Source organism: Streptomyces sp. NPDC059740, from assembly GCF_042733155.1.
GTDB lineage: Bacteria > Actinomycetota > Actinomycetes > Streptomycetales > Streptomycetaceae > Streptomyces.
Map to the genome: position 1 here is coordinate 1 of NZ_JBHWGP010000008.1, position 18,511 is coordinate 18,511.

The window sequence follows — 18,511 nt, forward strand, 5'->3', positions numbered from 1 at the left end:
TGCCAGTTCTACCGGGGCTCCGCTTCTCACGTCCCGGATCACACCAGATCAGTCCCCACGCGTTTGCCTTCCCGAGCCTTAACTTCACGGCCTTGGCCCTTAGACCGTGTCCTACGTGGTGCTGGCTCGGTGGGCTCGTCATGGGGCGGGGTACGTGGAGTTGGATTGTTCCGGACGGGATGTGGGAGACCGCGGAGCCGCTGATCCCGCCATCGAGGGTGCGGCCGCAGGGCGGCGGGACGCAGGACACGCCTGATGAAACGCTGTTCGCCGCGATCATCTACGTCCTGGTCAGCGGATGCGCCTGGCGGTCCTTGCCACGGTGTTTCGGGATATCGAAGTCAACGGCCCACCGCAGGTTCCTGATCTGGTCCAGGGCCGGCGTCTGGGGCCGGCTGCACGAGGAGATCCTGCACCGCCTGGACGACACCGACCTCCTCGACCTCTCCCGGGCCGTCCTCGACTCCGCCCCCACGGCAGGGCTGAAAAAGGGGCGAACTCACAGGTCCGAGCCCCGTGGACCAGGGCAAGCCGGGGCCCAATATGCACATCCTGTCGGACGTGAACGGGCTGCCCCTCGTCGTCGGCCTCGCCCCGGCCAACACCCACGACAGCCTCGCGCTGAAGCCGATGGTCGAGGGTCACCAAACGAGACACGACCCCCACCGCGGCCGCTACTTCAAACCCCAGCGCCTGCATGCGGACAAGGCGTACGACGTACCTCACCTGCGAAAATGGCTCTGGGAAAGCACATCGGCGTACGCATCGCCCGTAAGGGAGTCGAGTCCAGCGAACGATTAGGACGCCGCAGATGGGTCATCGAGCGCACCATGTCCTGGCTGACCGGCTACCGCAGACTCAACCACCGCTACGAACGCCATCCCCGCAACTACCTGGCTTTTCTCGGCCTCGCGGCCGCCCTCTGCTGCTACAAACGGCTCGCTCGACTCACCACGTAGGACATGGTCTTAGCTACATAGAAGATTTGCAACTGCTTCAAATCTACGTGGTCGATACTCCCTACCCGTCGATGGGTTGCATGCACCGATTCTTCGCCGGAATGGCGAACGCCTACGGGCTCGCCCATAACCGAGGAAGCAGGGCTTCGCGCTTCGAGGACGCTTATAGCCCCTAACGCGCCAAGCTCAGTACCCGGCGCGATCAACCGAACTTGGTCGACGACACAAACCTGGTGTCCCCTGTCGTAACGATGGCTGTCGCTTCAGCAACGTTTCTCTGTCATACCGCCGCACCTGGCCCCGGGGCCGCCCTCCAAACGGCACGTACGGGCAAGCGGGATGACTCACTTGCTTCCGGTACCGGGGGTACCTCAGCAAATGACCGGTCGGCTGGGAATGACCTGACTCTCAGAGCCCGAGAAGATTGGTGCTTATCATGCGTCCCGCTTCATCTACCGCAGGACGCTCAGGGGGAGAACCGTTGAGCCGCTGCGAGCTCAACTCCTCCCGTTTGAGGTCAAGCCCTCTGCGAGAGACACGTCAGCAAAGGCCCGCCCCTCGGTCCCCAGTAAGCGGCTCCCCTCCAGTCAGGCGCGGTGAGTCGTCGACAAGAACAGCACCCAGACCGGCTACGGGACCTACGGACCAGGACCGGAAAAAAGTGAGGTCCTGCTCAGGACCAGACGCCTCCACGGAAGCGAGTGAGCCTTTTCCAACCTGGCTGGGCGGGTGGTCGGTTGGGGGCGATGGGGTGGTGTCTGGGTATGAAGAAGCTCCTGGTAGACGGGTTCACGACCAAGATCGCCTGTCCACCAGGAGCTTCCGCGTGCTTGTCTACCGGTCCGGCATCGATGTGTCCACCTCGACCTTGAGGTACCTGTCCGCTCGCCTGCGGGCTCGCCGCGAGGAGCGTGGAACGCGTTGGCGTCGCGTGAGCGCGGGCCGCCAGGCCCTGCTGGTCTTGGCGCACCTGCGCTGCGGCCATACCTACGCCCAACTGGCGGCAGGATTCGGTGTCGGAACCACGGCCGCCTATCGGTACGTCGCCGAGGCCATCGACGTCCTGGCTGCACTCGCGCCGACCCTCGCCGATGCGATGAAGACCGCCTCCACCAAGGCGTTCGTGATGCTGGACGGCGCGCTGCTGCCGATCGACCGGGTCGCAGCCGACCGGCCCTTCTACTCCGGGAAACACAAGAAGCACGGTATGAACGTGCAGGTCATTACCGACCCGGTGGGGCGACTGCTGTGGGCCTCGCCTGCGCTGCCCGGCGCGGTCCACGACATCAAGACCGCGCGCACCCACGGCATCCTCGACGCCTTGACCGAGGTCGGCGTCGAGTGCTGGGCGGACAAGGGCTACCGCGGTGCCGGCGGCACCATACGGCTGCCCTACTGAGGCCGCTGGGAGACGCTCTCCGCAGGTCAGCAAGCCGTCAACCGCGCCCACGCAAAGATCCGCGCGCTCGTCGAGCAGGCCATGGCCACCCTCAAGACCTGGCGCCTCCTGCGCAAGATCCGCTGCAGCACCACCCAAATCACCCAGCTCATTCAGACCGTCCTCACCTGCACCTGACCTGCTCAAACTGAGGTTGGAAACAGCTCAGTGGCATCCCCGCACACCGCCAGGCTCCGCTGTCACCGCCCCACAGGGCTGCCACCTGATTCCTTCGAACGGCGCATGCGTCCGTTCCGGCGGGGTCTCAGAGGGCCCTAGAAGACTGATGGAGATGTTGGGTTCTGGTCCTGCCGCGTCAGCGGTAGGACCAGACTCGTCATGTGGCGATGGGCGAGTGGGGCGGCGAGACGATCGGGCCGGATGTGTGGGAGACGTGCCGGGATCTGATTCCGGCGGGGAGTGTGTTCGCGTTCCTGGCCGAGCACCGTGGCGAGCTGTTCCCGGTGGAGATGTTCGCGGACATGTATCCGTCGGCGAACGGACGGCCGAGCATGCCGCCGCAGATCCTGGCCGCCGCGATCACCTTGCAGGCCCTGCACGGTCTGTCGGACTTCGAGACGGTGCAGGAACTGCGGTGCGACCTGCGGTGGAAGGCCGCCTGCGGGCTGGGCCTCAACGACATGGCGTTCGACCCGTCGCTGCTGGCCTACTTCCGCCGCCGTCTGACCTGCTCGGGGCGCCCGAACCGCGTCTTCGAAGCCGTGCGGGAGGTGGTGAGGGCCACCGGGGTGCTCAGGGGCAAACACCGGCGTGCTCTGGACTCCACCGTTCTGGACGATGCGGTCGCCACCCAGGACACCGTCACCCAGCTCGTCGCCGCGATCCGCGCGGTGATCCGCGAGGTCCCCGGCGCCGACCATGTCGCGGCCGTGCAGTGCACCGCCCACGACTACACCGTTCCCGGTAAGCCACGTATCGCCTGGAACGATGAACAGGCCCGCGCTGATCTCGTGGACGCCCTGGTCACCGACGCGCTCAGGCTGCTGGGGCATCTGCCCGAGCGGGAGCTGGGCGAGAAGGCGGCGAATGCAGTCGGCCTGCTGGCCCTGGTCGCTGGGCAGGACGTGGAGCCGGCCGAGGACTCCGACGGCCGTGACGGGCGCTGGCGCATCACCCGCGGCCCCGCCTACGACCGGACCGTCTCCACCGTCGATCCCCAGTCCCGCCACGTCCACAAGCCCCGCACCCACCAGCAGGACGGCTACAAAGCCCACCTCGCGATCGAGCCGGAGACCGGGTTGTACACCGCCGTCGCCCTCACGCCCGGGGCCGGACCCGAGCATCACGAGGCAGCCGTCGGCCTGGCCCTGCTCGCCGACGAGGACATCCCGCTCGACGTCTTCGGCGACACCGCCTACTCCACCGGCGACGCCCGCCACAGCCTCGATGGCGCAGGTCACCGACTGTTCCTCAAACCCGCCCCGCTACGGCCCGCCGTCCCGGGCGGCTTCACCCTCGACGACTTCGCCATCGACACCACCGCATCCCTGGTGACCTGCCCCGCCGGGCACACCGTCCCGCTCTCGGCACCCGGCGGCCGGCACGACCAGCGCACCGCCTCCTTCAAAGACCTGTGCATCGGCTGCCCCCTGCGTGAGCGATGCACCAAGGCCAAGACCGGACGAGTGGTGACGATCCGCCCGCACCACGACCTCCAGACCGCCACCCGCCACCAAGCCGCAACCGACCCCGACTGGCAGGCCGATTACCGCCGCTGGAGGCCACCGGTCGAACGAGCCGTCGCCTGGCTCGTCCAGCACGGCAACCGCCGCCTGCACTACCGCGGAACCATCGCCAACAATGCATGGCTCCACACCCGCGCAGCCGCCTTCAACCTCCGCCGACTGATCAACCTCGGACTCACCCACACCGACGGCACCTGGCAACTCCCTCCAGCCACGGCATAGCGAACAGGGCCGCCCGGCCTACGGCCGGACAGCCCCGCACCAAGATCTTCATCAGTCTTCTAGGCCACATTGACCCTCCCCCAGACTCCGTCCGGGGGCACCCCCACCCAAAGGGACCGCGCCTCAAGCAACATTGACCCTTTGGCCCGGGGGCGCCGCCTCCAGCCAGGCCAGGAACCCGGTCAGGGCGTCCTCGCTCATGGCGAGCTCCACCGGCGTGCCGGCGGCCCGGCAGGTGAGGACGATCGAGTCGGAGAGCAGCGCGAGCTCCTCCTCGCCCTCGGGCGAACGGCGCTCCACCACCTCGATGGCCCCGCGGCGCAGTACGCGGCGGGGCCTGGGGGCGTAGGAGAAGACGCGGAACCACTCGACGCGGTCCCCGTTGTACCGGGCCACGCCGTAGATCCAGCCCTTGCCGCCCGGCTCGGTGGCCACAGCGGTGGAGCCGGTGTTCCCGGCGGGCAGGGCGGCACCGGGCGGGGAGGCCGGGGAGGGCGCCACGTCCCAGCGCAGCGAGCAGTCGAAGGTCCCGCCCGACCGCTGGATCAGGCGCCTCCGCAGCCCGAAGACGAAGAGCCCCAGCAGCGCCAGGACCACGATGACACCGATCACGGTCAGAGCGAGGATCACCGTCGCTGACCTCCTCGCCTCGTACCGAAACCACTGCCGCATCGACTCAAGCCGCGGACCGCACTGGAGAAGGCTCCAGGCGACCCGCGGCTGAGGTACTTCCTCGGTGTGGGGGTTCTCTCCTTGAGTAGAAACTCAGTGAGTTCCCGCCACTGCGCGCAAGCGGACGTCGGCGCGGCGCTCGGCGACCGTGTCGGCCTCCGTCTTCGCCCGCTCCAGCGCCCGCTCGGCACGCTGGACATCGATCTCGTCGGACAGCTCCGCCACCTCCGCGAGGAGGGACAGCTTGTTGTCGGCGAACGAGATGAAGCCGCCGTGCACCGCGGCGACGACGGTGCCGTCCCCGCTCTCACCGGTCGTCCGGATCGTCACCGGACCCGACTCCAGCACGCCGAGCAGCGGCTGGTGTCCGGGCATGACGCCGATGTCGCCCGACGAGGTGCGCGCGACGACCAGGCTGGCCTCGCCGGACCAGACCTGACGGTCGGCGGCGACCAACTCGACGTGCAGCTCAGCCACGATGGCTCCTCGGGTCTGACACCGGCCGCGGTCCGGGCCGGTGTTGGGTCACATACTAGTGGGGCTCGGCACCGGGGGCGGGACGGGCCCGCCCCCGGGCCGGGTTACGGCGGTGGTGCCGAGTGCGGCAGGCGTCAGGAGACGCCCAGCTCCTTGGCGTTGTTCTTCAGGTCCTCCAGGCCACCGCACATGAAGAAGGCCTGCTCCGGGAAGTGGTCGAACTCACCGTCGGCGATCGCGTTGAACGCGGCGATGGACTCGTCCAGCGGCACGTCCGAGCCGTCGACACCGGTGAACTGCTTCGCCACGTGGGTGTTCTGCGACAGGAAGCGCTCGATGCGGCGGGCGCGGAAGACGGTGAGCTTGTCCTCCTCGCCGAGCTCGTCGATGCCCAGGATGGAGATGATGTCCTGGAGGTCCTTGTACTTCTGCAGGATCCCCTTGACGCGCGAGGCGCAGTCGTAGTGCTCCTGCGAGATGTAGCGCGGGTCCAGGATGCGGGAGGTCGACTCCAGCGGGTCGACCGCCGGGTAGATGCCCTTCTCCGAGATCGGACGCGAGAGGACGGTGGTGGCGTCCAGGTGCGCGAAGGTGGTCGCCGGCGCCGGGTCGGTCAGGTCGTCCGCGGGGACGTAGATCGCCTGCATCGAGGTGATGGAGTGACCACGCGTGGAGGTGATGCGCTCCTGCAGGATGCCCATCTCGTCCGCCAGGTTCGGCTGGTAGCCCACCGCGGAGGGCATGCGGCCCAGCAGGGTGGAGACCTCGGAACCGGCCTGGGTGAAGCGGAAGATGTTGTCGATGAAGAACAGCACGTCCTGCTTCTGGACGTCGCGGAAGTACTCCGCCATCGTCAGACCGGCCAGCGCGACCCGCAGACGGGTGCCCGGGGGCTCGTCCATCTGGCCGAAGACCAGCGCGGTCTTGTCGATGACGCCGGAGTCGCTCATCTCCTCGATGAGGTCGTTGCCCTCACGGGTGCGCTCACCGACGCCCGCGAACACCGACACACCGTCGTGGTTGTTGGCGACGCGGTAGATCATCTCCTGGATGAGGACGGTCTTGCCGACGCCCGCACCACCGAACAGACCGATCTTGCCGCCCTTGACGTACGGGGTCAGCAGGTCGATGACCTTGATGCCGGTCTCGAACATCTCGGTCTTGGACTCGAGCTGGTCGAAGTTCGGGGCCTTGCGGTGGATGGTCCACCGCTCGCCGATGTTGGCGTTCTCCTCGGGGACGTTCAGCACCTCGCCGAGGGTGTTGAACACCTTGCCCTTGGTGAAGTCGCCGACCGGGACGGTGATGCCCGTGCCGGTGTCGGTCACCGGGGCCTGGCGGACCAGGCCGTCGGTGGGCTGCATGGAGATCGCGCGGACCACGCCCTCACCGAGGTGCTGGGCGACCTCGAGGGTCAGGGTCTTGCGCTCGCCGGCGTTGGCCGGGTCGGCGACCTCGACGGTCAGCGCGTTGTAGATGTCCGGCATCGCGTCGACGGGGAACTCCACGTCGACGACCGGGCCGATGACCCGGGAGACGCGGCCGGTGGCCACGCCCGCGCCGGCGGTCGGCTCAACAGTGGTGGTCATAGTTGTCAGTCACTCCCCGCGGTCGCGTCGGCCAGGGCACTCGCGCCACCGACGATCTCGCTGATTTCCTGGGTGATTTCGGCCTGGCGGGCCGCGTTGGCAAGCCGCGACAGCGACTTGATGAGCTCCTCGGCGTTGTCGGTCGCCGACTTCATCGCGCGCCGGGTGGCGGCGTGCTTGGAGGCGGCGGCCTGGAGCAGCGCGTTGTAGATGCGGCTTTCGACGTACCGGGGCAGCAGGGCGTCCAGGACGTCCTCAGCCGACGGCTCGAACTCGTACAGCGGCATCAGCTCGCCCTTGGTGGCCTCCTCGGCCTCCTTGGCGGTCTCCTCAAGGCTGAGCGGCAGCAGCCGGGCGTCGACGGCCGTCTGCGTCATCATCGAGACGAACTCGGTGAAGACGATGTGCAGTTCGTCGACGCCGCCCTCGGCGGAGCCCTTGACGACGGCCTCGATCAGCGGGCCCGCGACCGCCTTGGCGTCCGCGTAGGTCGGGTTGTCGGTGAACCCCGTCCACGAGTCGGCGACAGGCCGCTCGCGGAAGGTGTAGTACGACACGCCCTTGCGGCCGACGATGTAGGCGTCGACCTCCTTGCCCTCACCCTTGAGCCGCTCGGTGAGCCGCTCCGCCGCCTTGATGGCGTTGGAGGAGTAGCCGCCCGCGAGACCGCGGTCGCTCGTGACGAGCAGCACCGCGGCGCGCGTCGGGTTCTCCGCCTCGGTCGTCAGGGCGTGCTTGGTGGTGGAGCCCTTCGCCACCGCCGCCACCGCGCGTGTGAGCTCACTGGCGTACGGCGACGATGCCGCCACCTGGCGCTGCGCCTTGACGATGCGCGAGGCGGCGATCATCTCCATCGCCCGGGTGATCTTCTTGGTCGCGGAGACGGATCGGATGCGACGCTTGTAGATCCGGAGCTGCGCTCCCATGGATCAGGTCCCTTCCGTCGTCGTCACTTGTCGGAGCCGGCTTCGGTGCCCTCACCGAGCAGCTTGCCGTCCGAGGTCTCGAACTGCTGCTTGAAGGTGTCGACCGTCTCGGAGAGGGCCTGGAGGGTGTCGTCCGACATCTTGCCGCCCTCGCGGATGCCCGTGAGCAGGTCCTTCTTCTCACGGCGCATCCAGTCGAGCAGCTCGCGCTCGAAGCGGCGCACGTCCGCCACCGGCACGTCGTCCATCTTGCCGTTGGTGCCGGCCCAGATGGAGACGATCTCCTCCTCGGGCGGGAACGGCGCGTACTGCGACTGCTTGAGCAGCTCGGTCATGCGCTGTCCGCGGGCGAGGGAGGCCTTGGAGGCCGCGTCCAGGTCGGAACCGAAGGCGGCGAACGCCTCCAGCTCGCGGTACTGGGCGAGGTCGACCCGGAGCCGGCCGGAGACCTGCTTCATGGCCTTGTGCTGGGCCGAGCCGCCGACGCGGGAGACCGAGATACCGACGTTCAGCGCCGGGCGCTGGCCCGCGTTGAACAGGTCGGACTCCAGGAAGCACTGGCCGTCGGTGATGGAGATGACGTTGGTCGGGATGAACGCCGAGACGTCGTTGGCCTTGGTCTCGACGATCGGGAGACCCGTCATCGAGCCGGAGCCCATCTCCTTGGAGAGCTTGGCGCAGCGCTCCAGCAGCCGGGAATGCAGGTAGAAGACGTCGCCCGGGTAGGCCTCGCGGCCCGGCGGACGGCGCAGCAGCAGGGAGACGGCACGGTAGGCGTCGGCCTGCTTGGAGAGGTCGTCGAAGATGATCAGGACGTGCTTGCCCTGGTACATCCAGTGCTGACCGATGGCGGAACCGGTGTAGGGCGCCAGGTACTTGAAGCCCGCCGGGTCCGACGCGGGGGCCGCGACGATGGTGGTGTACTCCATCGCGCCGGCCTCCTCCAGCGCGCCGCGCACGGACGCGATGGTGGAGCCCTTCTGGCCGATGGCGACGTAGATGCAGCGGACCTGCTTGCTCGGGTCGCCGGACTGCCAGTTGTCGCGCTGGTTGATGATCGTGTCGACGGCCAGCGCGGTCTTGCCGGTCTGGCGGTCGCCGATGATCAGCTGGCGCTGACCGCGGCCGATCGGGGTCATCGCGTCGACGGCCTTGTAGCCGGTGGCCATCGGCTCGCCGACGGACTGGCGCTGCATGACCGTGGGGGCCTGGAGCTCCAGGGCGCGACGGCTCTCGGTGGCGATCTCGCCCTGGCCGTCGATCGGGTTGCCCAGCGGGTCGACGACGCGGCCGAGGTAGCCCTCACCGACACCGACCGAGAGCACCTCACCGGTGCGCTGCACCGGCTGGCCCTGCTCGATGCCGCTGAACTCGCCGAGGACGACCGCGCCGATCTCGCGCTCGTCCAGGTTCAGTGCGAGGCCGAGGGTCCCGTCCTCGAACTTCAACAGTTCGTTCGCCATGGCCGAGGGAAGACCCTCGACGTGTGCGATGCCGTCGGAGGCATCGCTGACCGTGCCGACCTCCTCGCGGGAGGCCGCGTCCGGCTCGTACGACTGGACGAAATTCTCCAGCGCGCTCCGGATCTCCTCCGGCCGGATCGTGAGCTCCGCCATCTGGGTTCCCTGCTCTCCTTGTTGGGCCCGATTGTCTGGGGGGTTGTGCCTGCCACCCCCCACCGCAGGCTGCGGGCTTGCGCCCGTCGTATGTCTGCGTCTCCACGGCCCAACCCGGGCCGCCGTGACTGTTCTTGGCTTGTGTGGCTTACGGCTGCGTGCTGCCTGCCGGACGCCGTGGGGTCTGCGTCCGTGCCGTCGACCGGTGGGTCAGTTGGTCATCCGTCGTGAGGCCTCGGCGAGCCGCTCGGAGACGGTCCCGTCGATCACCTCGTCGCCGATGCGCACCCGCACTCCGCCGACGACCTCCGGATCCACGTCCATGTTGAGGTGGATCTGGTGGCCGTAGAGCGAGGCCAGGGCAGCACCGAGACGGTCCCGCTGGGCGTCGCTGAGCGGCACCGCAGAGGTGACGACCGCGACCAGCCGACCGCGGCGGGCCGCCGCCAGCTTGGAGAGGGCGTCGAGCCCCGCCTCCAGGCTACGGCCTCGCGGCTGGGAGACGAGCCGGACGATCAACCGCTCGGTGACCGCGTCGGCCCGGCCGCCCAGCAGGCGCCGCAGCAGCTCCGCCTTGGCGTCCCGGCCGGCGCGCCGGTCGGTCAGCGCCGAGCGCAGCTCGGTGGAGGAGGCGACGATCCGGGCGAACCGGAACAGCTCGTCCTCGACGTCGTCCAGCGATCCGGCACGCTCGGCCGCCACCAGGTCGGCGCTGTGGGACAGCTCCTCCAGGGTGTCGGCCAGGTCCCGCGAGCGCGACCAGCGGGAGCGGACCATGCCGGAGACGAGGTCGAGTGCCTCGCCGCCGATCTGGCCGTCCAGCAGGCGCCGGACCAGATCCGCCTTGGCGGTTCCGGACTGCGCCGGGTCGGTGAGGACCCGGCGCAGGGACACCTCGCGGTCGAGCAGGTCGGTCACCCCGGCCAGCTCGTCGGCGAGGGCCCCGGCGTCGACGGCGGTGTTGTCCGTCAGGGCGTCCAGGCGCTCGCGCGCGGCGGCAAGCGCCTCGCGGCTCGCTCCGTTCATCGGCCGGCCTCGGCCTTCGCCGGGTCGGCCGCCTTGTTCTCCAGCCCGTCCAGGAACCGGTCGATGGTCCGGCTCTGGCGGGCCTGGTCCGCAAGGGACTCGCCCACGATCTTGCCGGCCAGTTCGGTGGCCAGACGGCCCACGTCCTGGCGCAGCGTCTGCGCGGCCTGCTTGCGGTCGGCCTCGATCTGGGCGTGACCGGCAGCGATGATCTCCTCACGCTGCCGCTGGCCCTCCGCGCGCATCTCGGCGATGAGCGCGGCGCCCTGCTCCTGCGCCTCCTGGCGCAGACGGGCCGCCTCGTGGCGGGCGTCGGCGAGCTGGGCGCGGTAGTCCTCAAGGACCTGCTGGGCCTCGGCCTGCGTGGCCTCCGCCTTCTCCATGCCGCCCTCGATCGCCGCGCGGCGCTCCTCCAGAACCCTGTTGATGTTCGGGAGGAGCTTCTTGGCGAGGAAGCCGAAGACGATGACGAAGGCGAGCAGGCCGATGATCAGCTCTGGGATGGGGGGGAAGAGGGGATTCTGAGTCCCTCCCTCCGCCGCCAGCTGTACCAGCGAGTTCACATCAGTGCCTTTCGTCGAAAAGGGGCGTTCTACCGCGTCACTTCGCCGGGTAGACGAAGCCCATGACCAGACCGATCAGCGCCAGCGCCTCACAGAGGGCGAAGCCGAGGATCTGGTTGGCGCGGATCAGACCGGCAGCCTCGGGCTGACGGGCGAGGGCCTGGGTGCCGTTACCGAAGACGATGCCGACGCCGATGCCCGGGCCGATCGCGGCCAGGCCGTAGCCGATCGCGGCCAGGTTGCCCTGGATGTTGACGGTGCCGGCAGCGAGGGTCTGGAGAGCAGCAGACATGCTCGTTACTTCCTTCTCGTTCACGGACCCGGTGGGGATTGGCCACCGGACGGTTGTGGGGTGGGACGTTCAGGTGGGCCTGAGGGTCAGTGGCCCTCGGCCATCGCGCCCTGGACGTAGTTGGTGGCCAGCAGCACGAACACGTACGCCTGGACAGCCTGGATGAAGAGTTCGAACGCCGTCATGATCACGGTCATGACGAAGGAGACGCCGGCGTAGACGATGCCGATGCCGTTCAGCAGGTACCAGCTGGCGATGGTGAACAGCAGCAGCAGGGTGTGGCCCGCGAACATGTTGGCGAAGAGCCGCACCGCGTGGGTGAAGGGCCGCACGACGAGGTTCTGGAGCAGCTCCAGCGCCATGATCAGCGGCAGGATCGGGCCGAGCGACTTGTCGTAGCCGGAGAGGTTCTTCCAACCGCCGGTCCAGCCGTGCCGCTTGAAGGTCAGGCCGACCCAGAGCACGTACACCAGCAGGGCGAGGCCGAGCGGGTAGGAGATGATCGAGGTGACCGGGAACTGGGCGAGCGGGATGACCGCCCAGATGTTCATGATCCAGACGAAGAAGAAGAGCGAGACGATGAAGGGCACCCACTTCTCGCCCTCCTTCTTGCCCAGCGCCTCGTAGACCACGCCACGGCGGATGAAGTCGTAGCCGGCCTCACCGATCATCTGGAGCTTGCCGGGGACGACCTTCGCGCGGCCGAACGCCATCCAGAAGAACACGACGATGACCAGCGTGGACAGCAGCGCCAGCAGCATCGTCTTGTTGAACTCGAAGCCGCCGACGGTGAACAGCGGCCGGAAGATGAACGAGTTGAGCCCTGGGGCCGGGAAGCCGCAACCGCTGAAGATGTGGCAATCGGCCTCGGAGGCGAGCATCAGGTCAGCACTCACCGCGGGCTCCTTCTGCATGGCGCATGGATACGGCTACCTCAATGTGTCGGCGCGGCGCGCGGCCACGGAGCGGCACTGGACTGGTCTGGCGATGGAGGGGACGGCGGCGGCACGGCGCCAGGCCGTGACGGCGGACCGACGAGGCCGGGGTGAACGCTCGATCCCGTCCCACAGGTTCCGAGTGTTCGGCCGCAGATGCCGGAGGTGCCGCAGTTGGCACCGGACGATAGCAGGCCACGTCGTGGGCGTTTATCCCGGTCCTACGCGTCACGCCGAGTTCCGGGCGGCGTCGGGGTCGATGTACATGATCTTGGCCCTCTTGTAGCTCCACGCCTGGGCGGTGATCCACACCAGGGTGGCCGCCAGCATCGAGAAGCCGAAGGCACGGGGGTTGAAGAGCTCGGTGCCCCGGAAGACCGCCAACACGACGGCCATCAGCAGCACCTGGACGACGTACATCGCCGGCCCCATCATCTGGAACAGGTGCGGGTACTTCCGGGCCGTGGTCTGCAGCCCGGCCATCCCCGACCCCATGAGCACCGCGGCGACGAGCACACCGACGACCGCGCCGAGCGCCCCCTTGCCGCCGGCCAGCGCAGCGCTGACGGCGACGGCGATCACGCCGGTGCCAGCGGTGGGCAGGGCTGCGGTGAGGAGAAGTCGGGCGTCATTCGATGGCATGGCGGCGCTCCGGCGGGTGGGAATGGGGGGTCGTCCGGGACGAGCGTAAACCCGGTACGAGGGCGGAACTGCTCCCCAAAGGACCGTCAGATGAAGGGCCTTCGGCTCGGTTGCCGGGTTTTTGTGAACGGTAGCACAAACTATTTGATGAGGTCTTTACCTACATCGTGTGCTACCCGTCACACGTGAGCGGGATACCGCCCGTTAGTGCAGCGACAGGGAGGGCATTGTCTGGTATTGGCCCGAGACGCCGGATTTTTGAACCGCTCTTTGCGCGGCAGGGATGACGCCTGTCACCCCTGACTTTACGAGGAGGGCCGAAGCCGCCTCGCCCCGGGGGCCGCCGCGACGCGGGGGGGGCGACCTGGGGCGGTCCGGGCGGGGCACCCGTCGTCCGGCTGCCCTCTCCCGGGGTCGTACCGGCACCGGTCTGGCCAACCCGGTGGCCGAAAACAGGCGTTGGGGTCAGCGGCGCAGACCGGCACCACGCCGGTCGGCGAAGCGCGCGCGTTCGCCGATGGCGGTGGCGCCGTGCAGGCCGGCCGCCACCGGTTCGGGGTGGTCGGCGTCCTGGTGCCGGGGCCGCTCCGGCGCCTCCGGTCCGCCCGGGCCGGTGACCACGCTCTGTGCGGCCACCGCCTCCTGGGCCTCCATCTCCGCAGCGACGCGTTCCATCGCCTCGTCGGTGGCACCGGCCGCGTCCCGGTGGGTGCGGCGGTAGCGCGGCGGCACCAGGCGCTCCGCCCAGTGCGGAGCGTGCGGGCTGAACCGCGGCAGCAGGAGCAGCACCAGCCCGACCGCGCTGAGCACCATGACGCCGACCAGGATCCACATGCTGGTGCTGTTCACCGAGTAGGCGACGGCGCCGAACGCGATGAGCGCGGTCCAGAAGTACATGATCAGCACCGCACGGCTGTGGGAGTGCCCGATCTGCAGCAGCCGGTGGTGGAGGTGGCCGCGGTCCGCCGCGAACGGCGACTGGCCTGCCCAGGTGCGGCGGACGATGGCCAGGACGAGGTCGGCCACCGGCAGCGCGATGATCGTCAGCGGCAGCAGCAGCGGGATCCAGACCGGGACCATCGCGTGCACCACCTCCCGCGAACCGCCGACCTGCGCCCGCAGCACGTCCGGGTCGACCTGGCCGGTGACCGAGACCGCGCCGGCCGCCAGCACCAGGCCGATGAGCATCGATCCGGAGTCGCCCATGAAGATCCGGGCCGGGTGCATGTTGTGCGGGAGGAAACCGAGGCACATGCCCATCAGGACCACGGCGAAGAGGGTGGCCGGGGCCGCCTGCTGCACGCCGTAGCCGTACCAGAGCCGGTAGGTGTAGAGGAAGAACGCACAGGCGGCGAGGCAGACCATGCCGGAGGCGAGACCGTCGAGGCCGTCGACGAAGTTCACCGCGTTGATGGTGATCACCACGAGGGCGACGGTGAGCAGGGTGCCCTGGATCGGGGTCAGCGCGACCGTCCCCACGCCCGGAACCGGAATCCACAGGATGGTCAGGCCCTGGAGCACCATGACGCCGGCGGCGATCATCTGGCCGCCCAGCTTGATCAACGCGTCCACGCCCCACTTGTCGTCCAGGACGCCGAGCACCCAGATCAACGCGGCGCCGGAGAGCAGCGCCCGGGGTTCGTGCGAGGTCTCGAAGACGCTGGAGAGGTTCGTCAGGTGGGAGGCGATGAGGAGGCCGGCGCACAGCCCGCCGAACATGGCGATCCCGCCGAGCCGCGGTGTCGGTTCACGGTGGACGTCCCGTGCCCGGATCTCCGGCATCGCACCGGCCGCGATCGCGAACTTGCGTACCGGTCCGGTCAGCAGATAAGTGACCGCGGCCGTGACGCAGAGCGTCAGCAGGTATTCACGCACGGGCTGCCCCATCGATGTCGCCGGCCATGTTCAGCCACACAGCTTAAGTGTGCTCGTCCCTCCCCCGTGAATGGTCTCTACGACGAGAGGGGAAGCCTCCATGGTTGCATCCCGCCGTCCACACCTCCTGCCGCACTCGGCCACATACGGCCACATCCGGCCACCTCGCCACGGGGGACGGCGGCCCCGGGACGGCTCCGCGCCCCCCGCCGGGCCGGGCGGCGGGCCCGCGAAGGGGTGCCGGCCGGCCGGCGGCCGGCGGTGGCCCGGCGCACCCGCAGCCGTCCGCGCCTTGCCCCCGCCCCGCCGCGGACCGCCCGCCTCCGACGGGGACGCCGTCACCGGACGGTCCGCACGCATCCGGCCGCCGTCACCGGTCGGGGTAGGGCGGGAACGCCGAGACCAGGTCCGCCGTCGCTCCCGGAGGGACGTTCCCGTCCCGCACCGCTGCGGCGACCAGCGCGGCCACGCGGAGCATCTCCGGCTCCCCCATCCCCTGCGTGGTGACGGCGGCGGTGCCCAGCCGCAGACCGGTGCGGCGGGTGTTCGGGTCGGGCCCCGGCAGACCGCAGGTGTCGAGCACCACACCGGCCGCCGCCAGCCGGCCGCGGGCGGTCCGAGCGTCCACCCCGAGGGGCTCGCAGTCGACGGTCACCAGGTGGGTGTCGGTGCCGCCCGTGGTGACCGCGAACCCCTCACGGGCGAGGGCCGCGGCGAGCGTGCGGGCGTTGGCGACCACCTGGTGCGCGTAGTCGCCGAAGGCCGGGGTCGCGGCCTCCCCGAAGGCCACTGCCTTGGCGGCCACCGAGTTCATCTGCGCCCCGCCCTGGGTGAACGGGAAGACCGCGCGGTCCACGCGCCGGGCCAGTCCCGCCTCGCACAGCAGCAGCCCGCCGCGAGGGCCCCGCAGGACCTTGTGCGTCGTGGCGCACACCACGTCGGCGTAGGGGACGGGGCTGGGGGCCGCTTTGCCGGCGACCAGGCCGATGGGGTGTGCGGCGTCGGCCACCAGGTAGGCCCCGACCTCGTCGGCGATGTCCCGGAAGGCGGCGTAGTCCGGGTGCCGGGGGTAGGAGATCGAGCCGCAGACGATCGCGCGCGGCCGGTGGGAGCGGGCCAGTTCGCGCACCGCGTCGTAGTCGAGCAGTCCGGTGGCGGGGTCGACGCCGTACCCGACGAACCGGAACCAGCGGCCCGAGAAGTTGGCCTGCGAGCCGTGGGTGAGGTGACCGCCGTGCGGCAGGGACATGGCCAGCACGGTGTCCCCGGGCTGGAGCAGCGCCGCGTAGGCGGCCAGGACCGCGGAGGAGCCGGAGTGCGGCTGGACGTTGGCGTGCTCGGCACCGAACAGGGCCCGGGCGCGTTCCACGGCGAGCGTCTCGGCCGCGTCGGCGTACGCACAGCCGCCGTGGTGGCGGGCGCCGGGGTAGCCCTCGGCGTACTTGTCGACCAGCGGCGAGCCGAGGGCTGCCAGCACCGCGGGCGAGGTGTGGTTCTCGGCGGCGAGGAGTTGGAGGGTGGTGGCGCGGCGGCGGACCTCGCCCCACAGGACGTCGGCGACCTGGGGGTCCTGGCGGCGCAGCACTGCGGGGTCGGGGCGCCAGCCGGCCGTCCCCGCGGCGCTGCGGGGGGCCGGCGCCGCGGCGGGCGGGCTCGTGACGGGCCCGGCCGTGACGGGCCCGGCCGTGACGGGTGCGGCCGTGACGGACGCTGTCGTGACGGGCCCGGTCGTGACGGGTGCACTCGTGACGGGCGCGGCCGGGGCGTCGGCGGCTGCGGTGGGGCGTGGGGAGGCGGTCGGGGCGGGCATCGCGGGCACCTCGCACAGGATGGAACGTCCTGGTCTGTGATGTATGCCCAATGTAGGGCGGCCCGGGCGATACGGCGCCCCCAGCCGGGGCTCCGGGCGACACCGGCCCGGCCGGCAACCGCCGTCGGGGCGCGGGGCGTGCGGTCGTGGGCCGCGGGGCCCGTGGCGGACGGGGCACCTCGTGGGTGGGGCGGGCCCTCGCCGGGGGAGGCGTCCTCGGGCCCGTCGTCGGGCGGCGGCACTCGGCGGGCCCCTGGGGCCCGCAGGACCCGCGGGCGCCGCTCAGGAGCGGGCCCACGGGCTCCCGTGGCCCCCCTCGCCGGCCGCGAGGTGCGAAGGCCGCCGCGGTGCTCCGCCGCTCGCGGACGGCGGCTCTCAGGTGTGGGCGGGGACGCCGGTGAGAGCGGTCACCACCGGATCCAGGGCCTCGTCGATCTCCTCGCCGATGGAGCGGAAGAAGGTCAGGGGCGCACCGTAGGGGTCGTAGACCTCGTCGGCCTCAGGGGTGGGCGCCAGCAGCCAGCCGCGCAGCGCCGCGGCGGCGCCGACCAGGGAGCGGGCGCGCTCGACCAGGCCGCTGCCGGGGCGGGTGGGGTCCGGTTCCGGCAGGGTGGCGGGGTCTATGGCCCGCACCAGCCGGGTGAACTCCTTGAGGGTGAAGGTGCGCAGCCCCGCGGAGTGGCCCATGGAGATGACCTGGGCGCGGTGGTCACGGGTGGCCGTGAGCACCAGGTCGGCGCGGATGACGTGCTCGTCGAGCAGCTCGCGGCCGAGGAAGCCGGTGGCGTCGGCGCCGCGGTCGGCCAGGACCGTCGCGGCGTTGGCCTCCATCGGCGCGCCCTCGTGGCCCCAGGTGCCGGCCGACTCCACGATCAGCCCCTCGGCCCGGCCGTCGCCGAGCCGGACGTCCAGGGCATGCCGGTGGAGCCGCTCGGTGATCGGCGAGCGGCACACGTTGCCGGTGCTGACGTGGAGGATGCGGAAGACCGTCGGATCGGTGTCGTCGCGCGTCTCCCTCCGGTCGTACGACAACCCCCGTACCGCTATGCCACGCCCCGCGGGTGGCGGCATCAGTGCGCCACCTCTAGATCGGGTACGACCTTGCGGAGCTCCTCTGCGCTCAGCGCGCCCTCGCGCAGCAGGACCGGCACGCGGCGGGTGACGTCGACGATGGAGGAGGGCACCGCCGCGGGGGTGGGGCCGCCGTCGAGGTAGACGGAGACGGAGTCGCCCAGCATGTCCTGCGCGGCGTCGCAGTCCTGCGGGGAGGGGTGGCCCGTGAGGTTGGCGCTGGAGACGGCCATCGGGCCGACCTCGGTGAGCAGTTCGATGGCCACGGGGTGCAGCGGCATGCGCACTGCCACGGTGCCGCGCGTCTCGCCCAGGTCCCAGGTCAGCGAGGGCTGGTGGGTGGCGACCAGGGTGAGCGCGCCCGGCCAGAAGGCGTCGACGAGCTCCCAGGCCTGCTCGGAGAAGTCGGTGACCAGACCGTGCAGCGTGTTGGGCGAGCCGATGAGCACCGGCGAGGGCATGCCGCGGCCCCGGCCCTTGGCCTCCAGCAGGTCGCCGACGGCCTCGGCGCTGAAGGCGTCGGCGCCGATGCCGTAGACGGTGTCCGTCGGCAGGACGACCAGTTCGCCACGGCGGACCGCCGATGACGCCTCACGCAGACCGGTGACGCGGTCGGTCGGGTCTTCGCAGTCGTAACGCCGTGCCATCTAGCGGACCTCCTCGTACTGAACCATTGGTGTCTCGGCGCCGTA

Annotated in this window: 15 protein-coding genes and 2 pseudogenes; 3 read left to right on the plus strand and 14 right to left on the minus strand. The window is 70.1% G+C overall.

What is annotated here, in order from left to right:
• Positions 1 to 140: 140 nt before the first annotated feature.
• The 3 genes and pseudogenes from ACFV3R_RS12460 (at position 141) to ACFV3R_RS12470 (ending at position 4,325) form a co-directional block, all read left to right on the plus strand.
• Positions 141 to 959: pseudogene (locus tag ACFV3R_RS12460) on the plus strand (IS5 family transposase).
• A gap of 826 nt (positions 960 to 1,785) precedes the next feature.
• Positions 1,786 to 2,549 (plus strand): annotated as a pseudogene (locus ACFV3R_RS12465) (transposase family protein).
• 195 nt (positions 2,550 to 2,744) lie between these two features.
• On the plus strand, positions 2,745 to 4,325 hold the full coding sequence (locus tag ACFV3R_RS12470) for an IS1182 family transposase (RefSeq protein ID WP_385580509.1): 1,581 nt from the start codon (positions 2,745 to 2,747) through the stop codon (positions 4,323 to 4,325).
• Between the two features lie 123 nt (positions 4,326 to 4,448).
• Here ACFV3R_RS12470 and ACFV3R_RS12475 read toward each other — a convergent pair whose 3' ends face one another.
• The 14 genes from ACFV3R_RS12475 to ACFV3R_RS12540 form a co-directional block, all read right to left on the minus strand.
• Positions 4,449 to 4,955, minus strand: a complete 507-nt coding sequence (locus ACFV3R_RS12475; RefSeq protein WP_385579942.1) for a DUF2550 domain-containing protein — start codon at positions 4,953 to 4,955, stop codon at positions 4,449 to 4,451.
• A gap of 135 nt (positions 4,956 to 5,090) precedes the next feature.
• Positions 5,091 to 5,474, minus strand: a complete 384-nt coding sequence (locus tag ACFV3R_RS12480; RefSeq protein ID WP_385579945.1) for a F0F1 ATP synthase subunit epsilon — start codon at positions 5,472 to 5,474, stop codon at positions 5,091 to 5,093.
• A 134-nt stretch (positions 5,475 to 5,608) separates the two neighbouring features.
• A complete protein-coding gene (atpD, locus tag ACFV3R_RS12485; protein ID WP_385579948.1) occupies positions 5,609 to 7,063 on the minus strand; it encodes a F0F1 ATP synthase subunit beta in 1,455 nt (484 codons plus the stop codon).
• A gap of 5 nt (positions 7,064 to 7,068) precedes the next feature.
• Positions 7,069 to 7,989, minus strand: coding sequence for a F0F1 ATP synthase subunit gamma (locus tag ACFV3R_RS12490; RefSeq protein WP_385579951.1), 921 nt, complete (start codon positions 7,987 to 7,989; stop codon positions 7,069 to 7,071).
• Positions 7,990 to 8,012: 23 nt separating this feature from the next.
• Positions 8,013 to 9,605 carry a F0F1 ATP synthase subunit alpha gene (gene atpA, locus ACFV3R_RS12495; RefSeq protein ID WP_385579953.1) on the minus strand — a complete coding sequence of 531 codons (1,593 nt, stop codon included), beginning with the start codon at positions 9,603 to 9,605 and terminating at the stop codon, positions 8,013 to 8,015.
• Between the two features lie 210 nt (positions 9,606 to 9,815).
• The gene (locus ACFV3R_RS12500; RefSeq protein ID WP_385579955.1) at positions 9,816 to 10,631 is read right to left on the minus strand and encodes a F0F1 ATP synthase subunit delta; all 816 of its coding nucleotides are present in this window, start codon (positions 10,629 to 10,631) and stop codon (positions 9,816 to 9,818) included.
• Positions 10,628 to 11,194 (minus strand): F0F1 ATP synthase subunit B, encoded by a 567-nt coding sequence (locus ACFV3R_RS12505; RefSeq protein ID WP_385579958.1) that lies wholly within the window; start codon positions 11,192 to 11,194, stop codon positions 10,628 to 10,630. Before ACFV3R_RS12505 ends, ACFV3R_RS12500 begins: the two co-directional genes overlap by 4 nt.
• A gap of 37 nt (positions 11,195 to 11,231) precedes the next feature.
• Entirely contained in the window at positions 11,232 to 11,486 is a 255-nt protein-coding gene (gene atpE / locus ACFV3R_RS12510; protein ID WP_385579961.1) for an ATP synthase F0 subunit C, read from the minus strand.
• An 86-nt stretch (positions 11,487 to 11,572) separates the two neighbouring features.
• Positions 11,573 to 12,400, minus strand: a complete 828-nt coding sequence (gene atpB / locus ACFV3R_RS12515; RefSeq protein ID WP_385579964.1) for a F0F1 ATP synthase subunit A — start codon at positions 12,398 to 12,400, stop codon at positions 11,573 to 11,575.
• Between the two features lie 249 nt (positions 12,401 to 12,649).
• Complete coding sequence (locus ACFV3R_RS12520) at positions 12,650 to 13,063, minus strand: hypothetical protein (RefSeq protein ID WP_385579967.1); 414 nt, start codon at positions 13,061 to 13,063, stop codon at positions 12,650 to 12,652.
• A 465-nt stretch (positions 13,064 to 13,528) separates the two neighbouring features.
• A complete protein-coding gene (locus ACFV3R_RS12525; protein ID WP_385579970.1) occupies positions 13,529 to 14,950 on the minus strand; it encodes an MraY family glycosyltransferase in 1,422 nt (473 codons plus the stop codon).
• A gap of 358 nt (positions 14,951 to 15,308) precedes the next feature.
• Positions 15,309 to 16,748: a serine hydroxymethyltransferase gene (gene glyA, locus ACFV3R_RS12530; protein ID WP_385579973.1), complete on the minus strand. Its 1,440-nt coding sequence runs from the start codon at positions 16,746 to 16,748 to the stop codon at positions 15,309 to 15,311.
• A gap of 375 nt (positions 16,749 to 17,123) precedes the next feature.
• The gene (locus ACFV3R_RS12535; protein ID WP_385579976.1) at positions 17,124 to 17,819 is read right to left on the minus strand and encodes a protein-tyrosine-phosphatase; all 696 of its coding nucleotides are present in this window, start codon (positions 17,817 to 17,819) and stop codon (positions 17,124 to 17,126) included.
• On the minus strand, positions 17,819 to 18,466 hold the full coding sequence (locus ACFV3R_RS12540; RefSeq protein ID WP_385579978.1) for an L-threonylcarbamoyladenylate synthase: 648 nt from the start codon (positions 18,464 to 18,466) through the stop codon (positions 17,819 to 17,821). The genes ACFV3R_RS12535 and ACFV3R_RS12540 overlap by 1 nt, the downstream gene beginning before the upstream one ends.
• Between the last annotated feature and the right edge of the window lie 45 nt (positions 18,467 to 18,511).

Coding starts and splice junctions, on each gene's coding strand:
- ACFV3R_RS12470 (WP_385580509.1), top strand. CDS start 2,745: ATGGGCGAGTGGGGCGGCGAGACGATCGGGCCGGATGTGTGGGAGACG.
- atpD (WP_385579948.1), bottom strand. CDS start 7,063: ATGACCACCACTGTTGAGCCGACCGCCGGCGCGGGCGTGGCCACCGGC.
- ACFV3R_RS12490 (WP_385579951.1), bottom strand. CDS start 7,989: ATGGGAGCGCAGCTCCGGATCTACAAGCGTCGCATCCGATCCGTCTCC.
- atpA (WP_385579953.1), bottom strand. CDS start 9,605: ATGGCGGAGCTCACGATCCGGCCGGAGGAGATCCGGAGCGCGCTGGAG.
- ACFV3R_RS12500 (WP_385579955.1), bottom strand. CDS start 10,631: ATGAACGGAGCGAGCCGCGAGGCGCTTGCCGCCGCGCGCGAGCGCCTG.
- atpE (WP_385579961.1), bottom strand. CDS start 11,486: ATGTCTGCTGCTCTCCAGACCCTCGCTGCCGGCACCGTCAACATCCAG.
- atpB (WP_385579964.1), bottom strand. CDS start 12,400: ATGCAGAAGGAGCCCGCGGTGAGTGCTGACCTGATGCTCGCCTCCGAG.
- ACFV3R_RS12520 (WP_385579967.1), bottom strand. CDS start 13,063: ATGCCATCGAATGACGCCCGACTTCTCCTCACCGCAGCCCTGCCCACC.
- ACFV3R_RS12525 (WP_385579970.1), bottom strand. CDS start 14,950: ATGGGGCAGCCCGTGCGTGAATACCTGCTGACGCTCTGCGTCACGGCC.
- glyA (WP_385579973.1), bottom strand. CDS start 16,748: ATGCCCGCCCCGACCGCCTCCCCACGCCCCACCGCAGCCGCCGACGCC.
- ACFV3R_RS12535 (WP_385579976.1), bottom strand. CDS start 17,819: ATGCCGCCACCCGCGGGGCGTGGCATAGCGGTACGGGGGTTGTCGTAC.
- ACFV3R_RS12540 (WP_385579978.1), bottom strand. CDS start 18,466: ATGGCACGGCGTTACGACTGCGAAGACCCGACCGACCGCGTCACCGGT.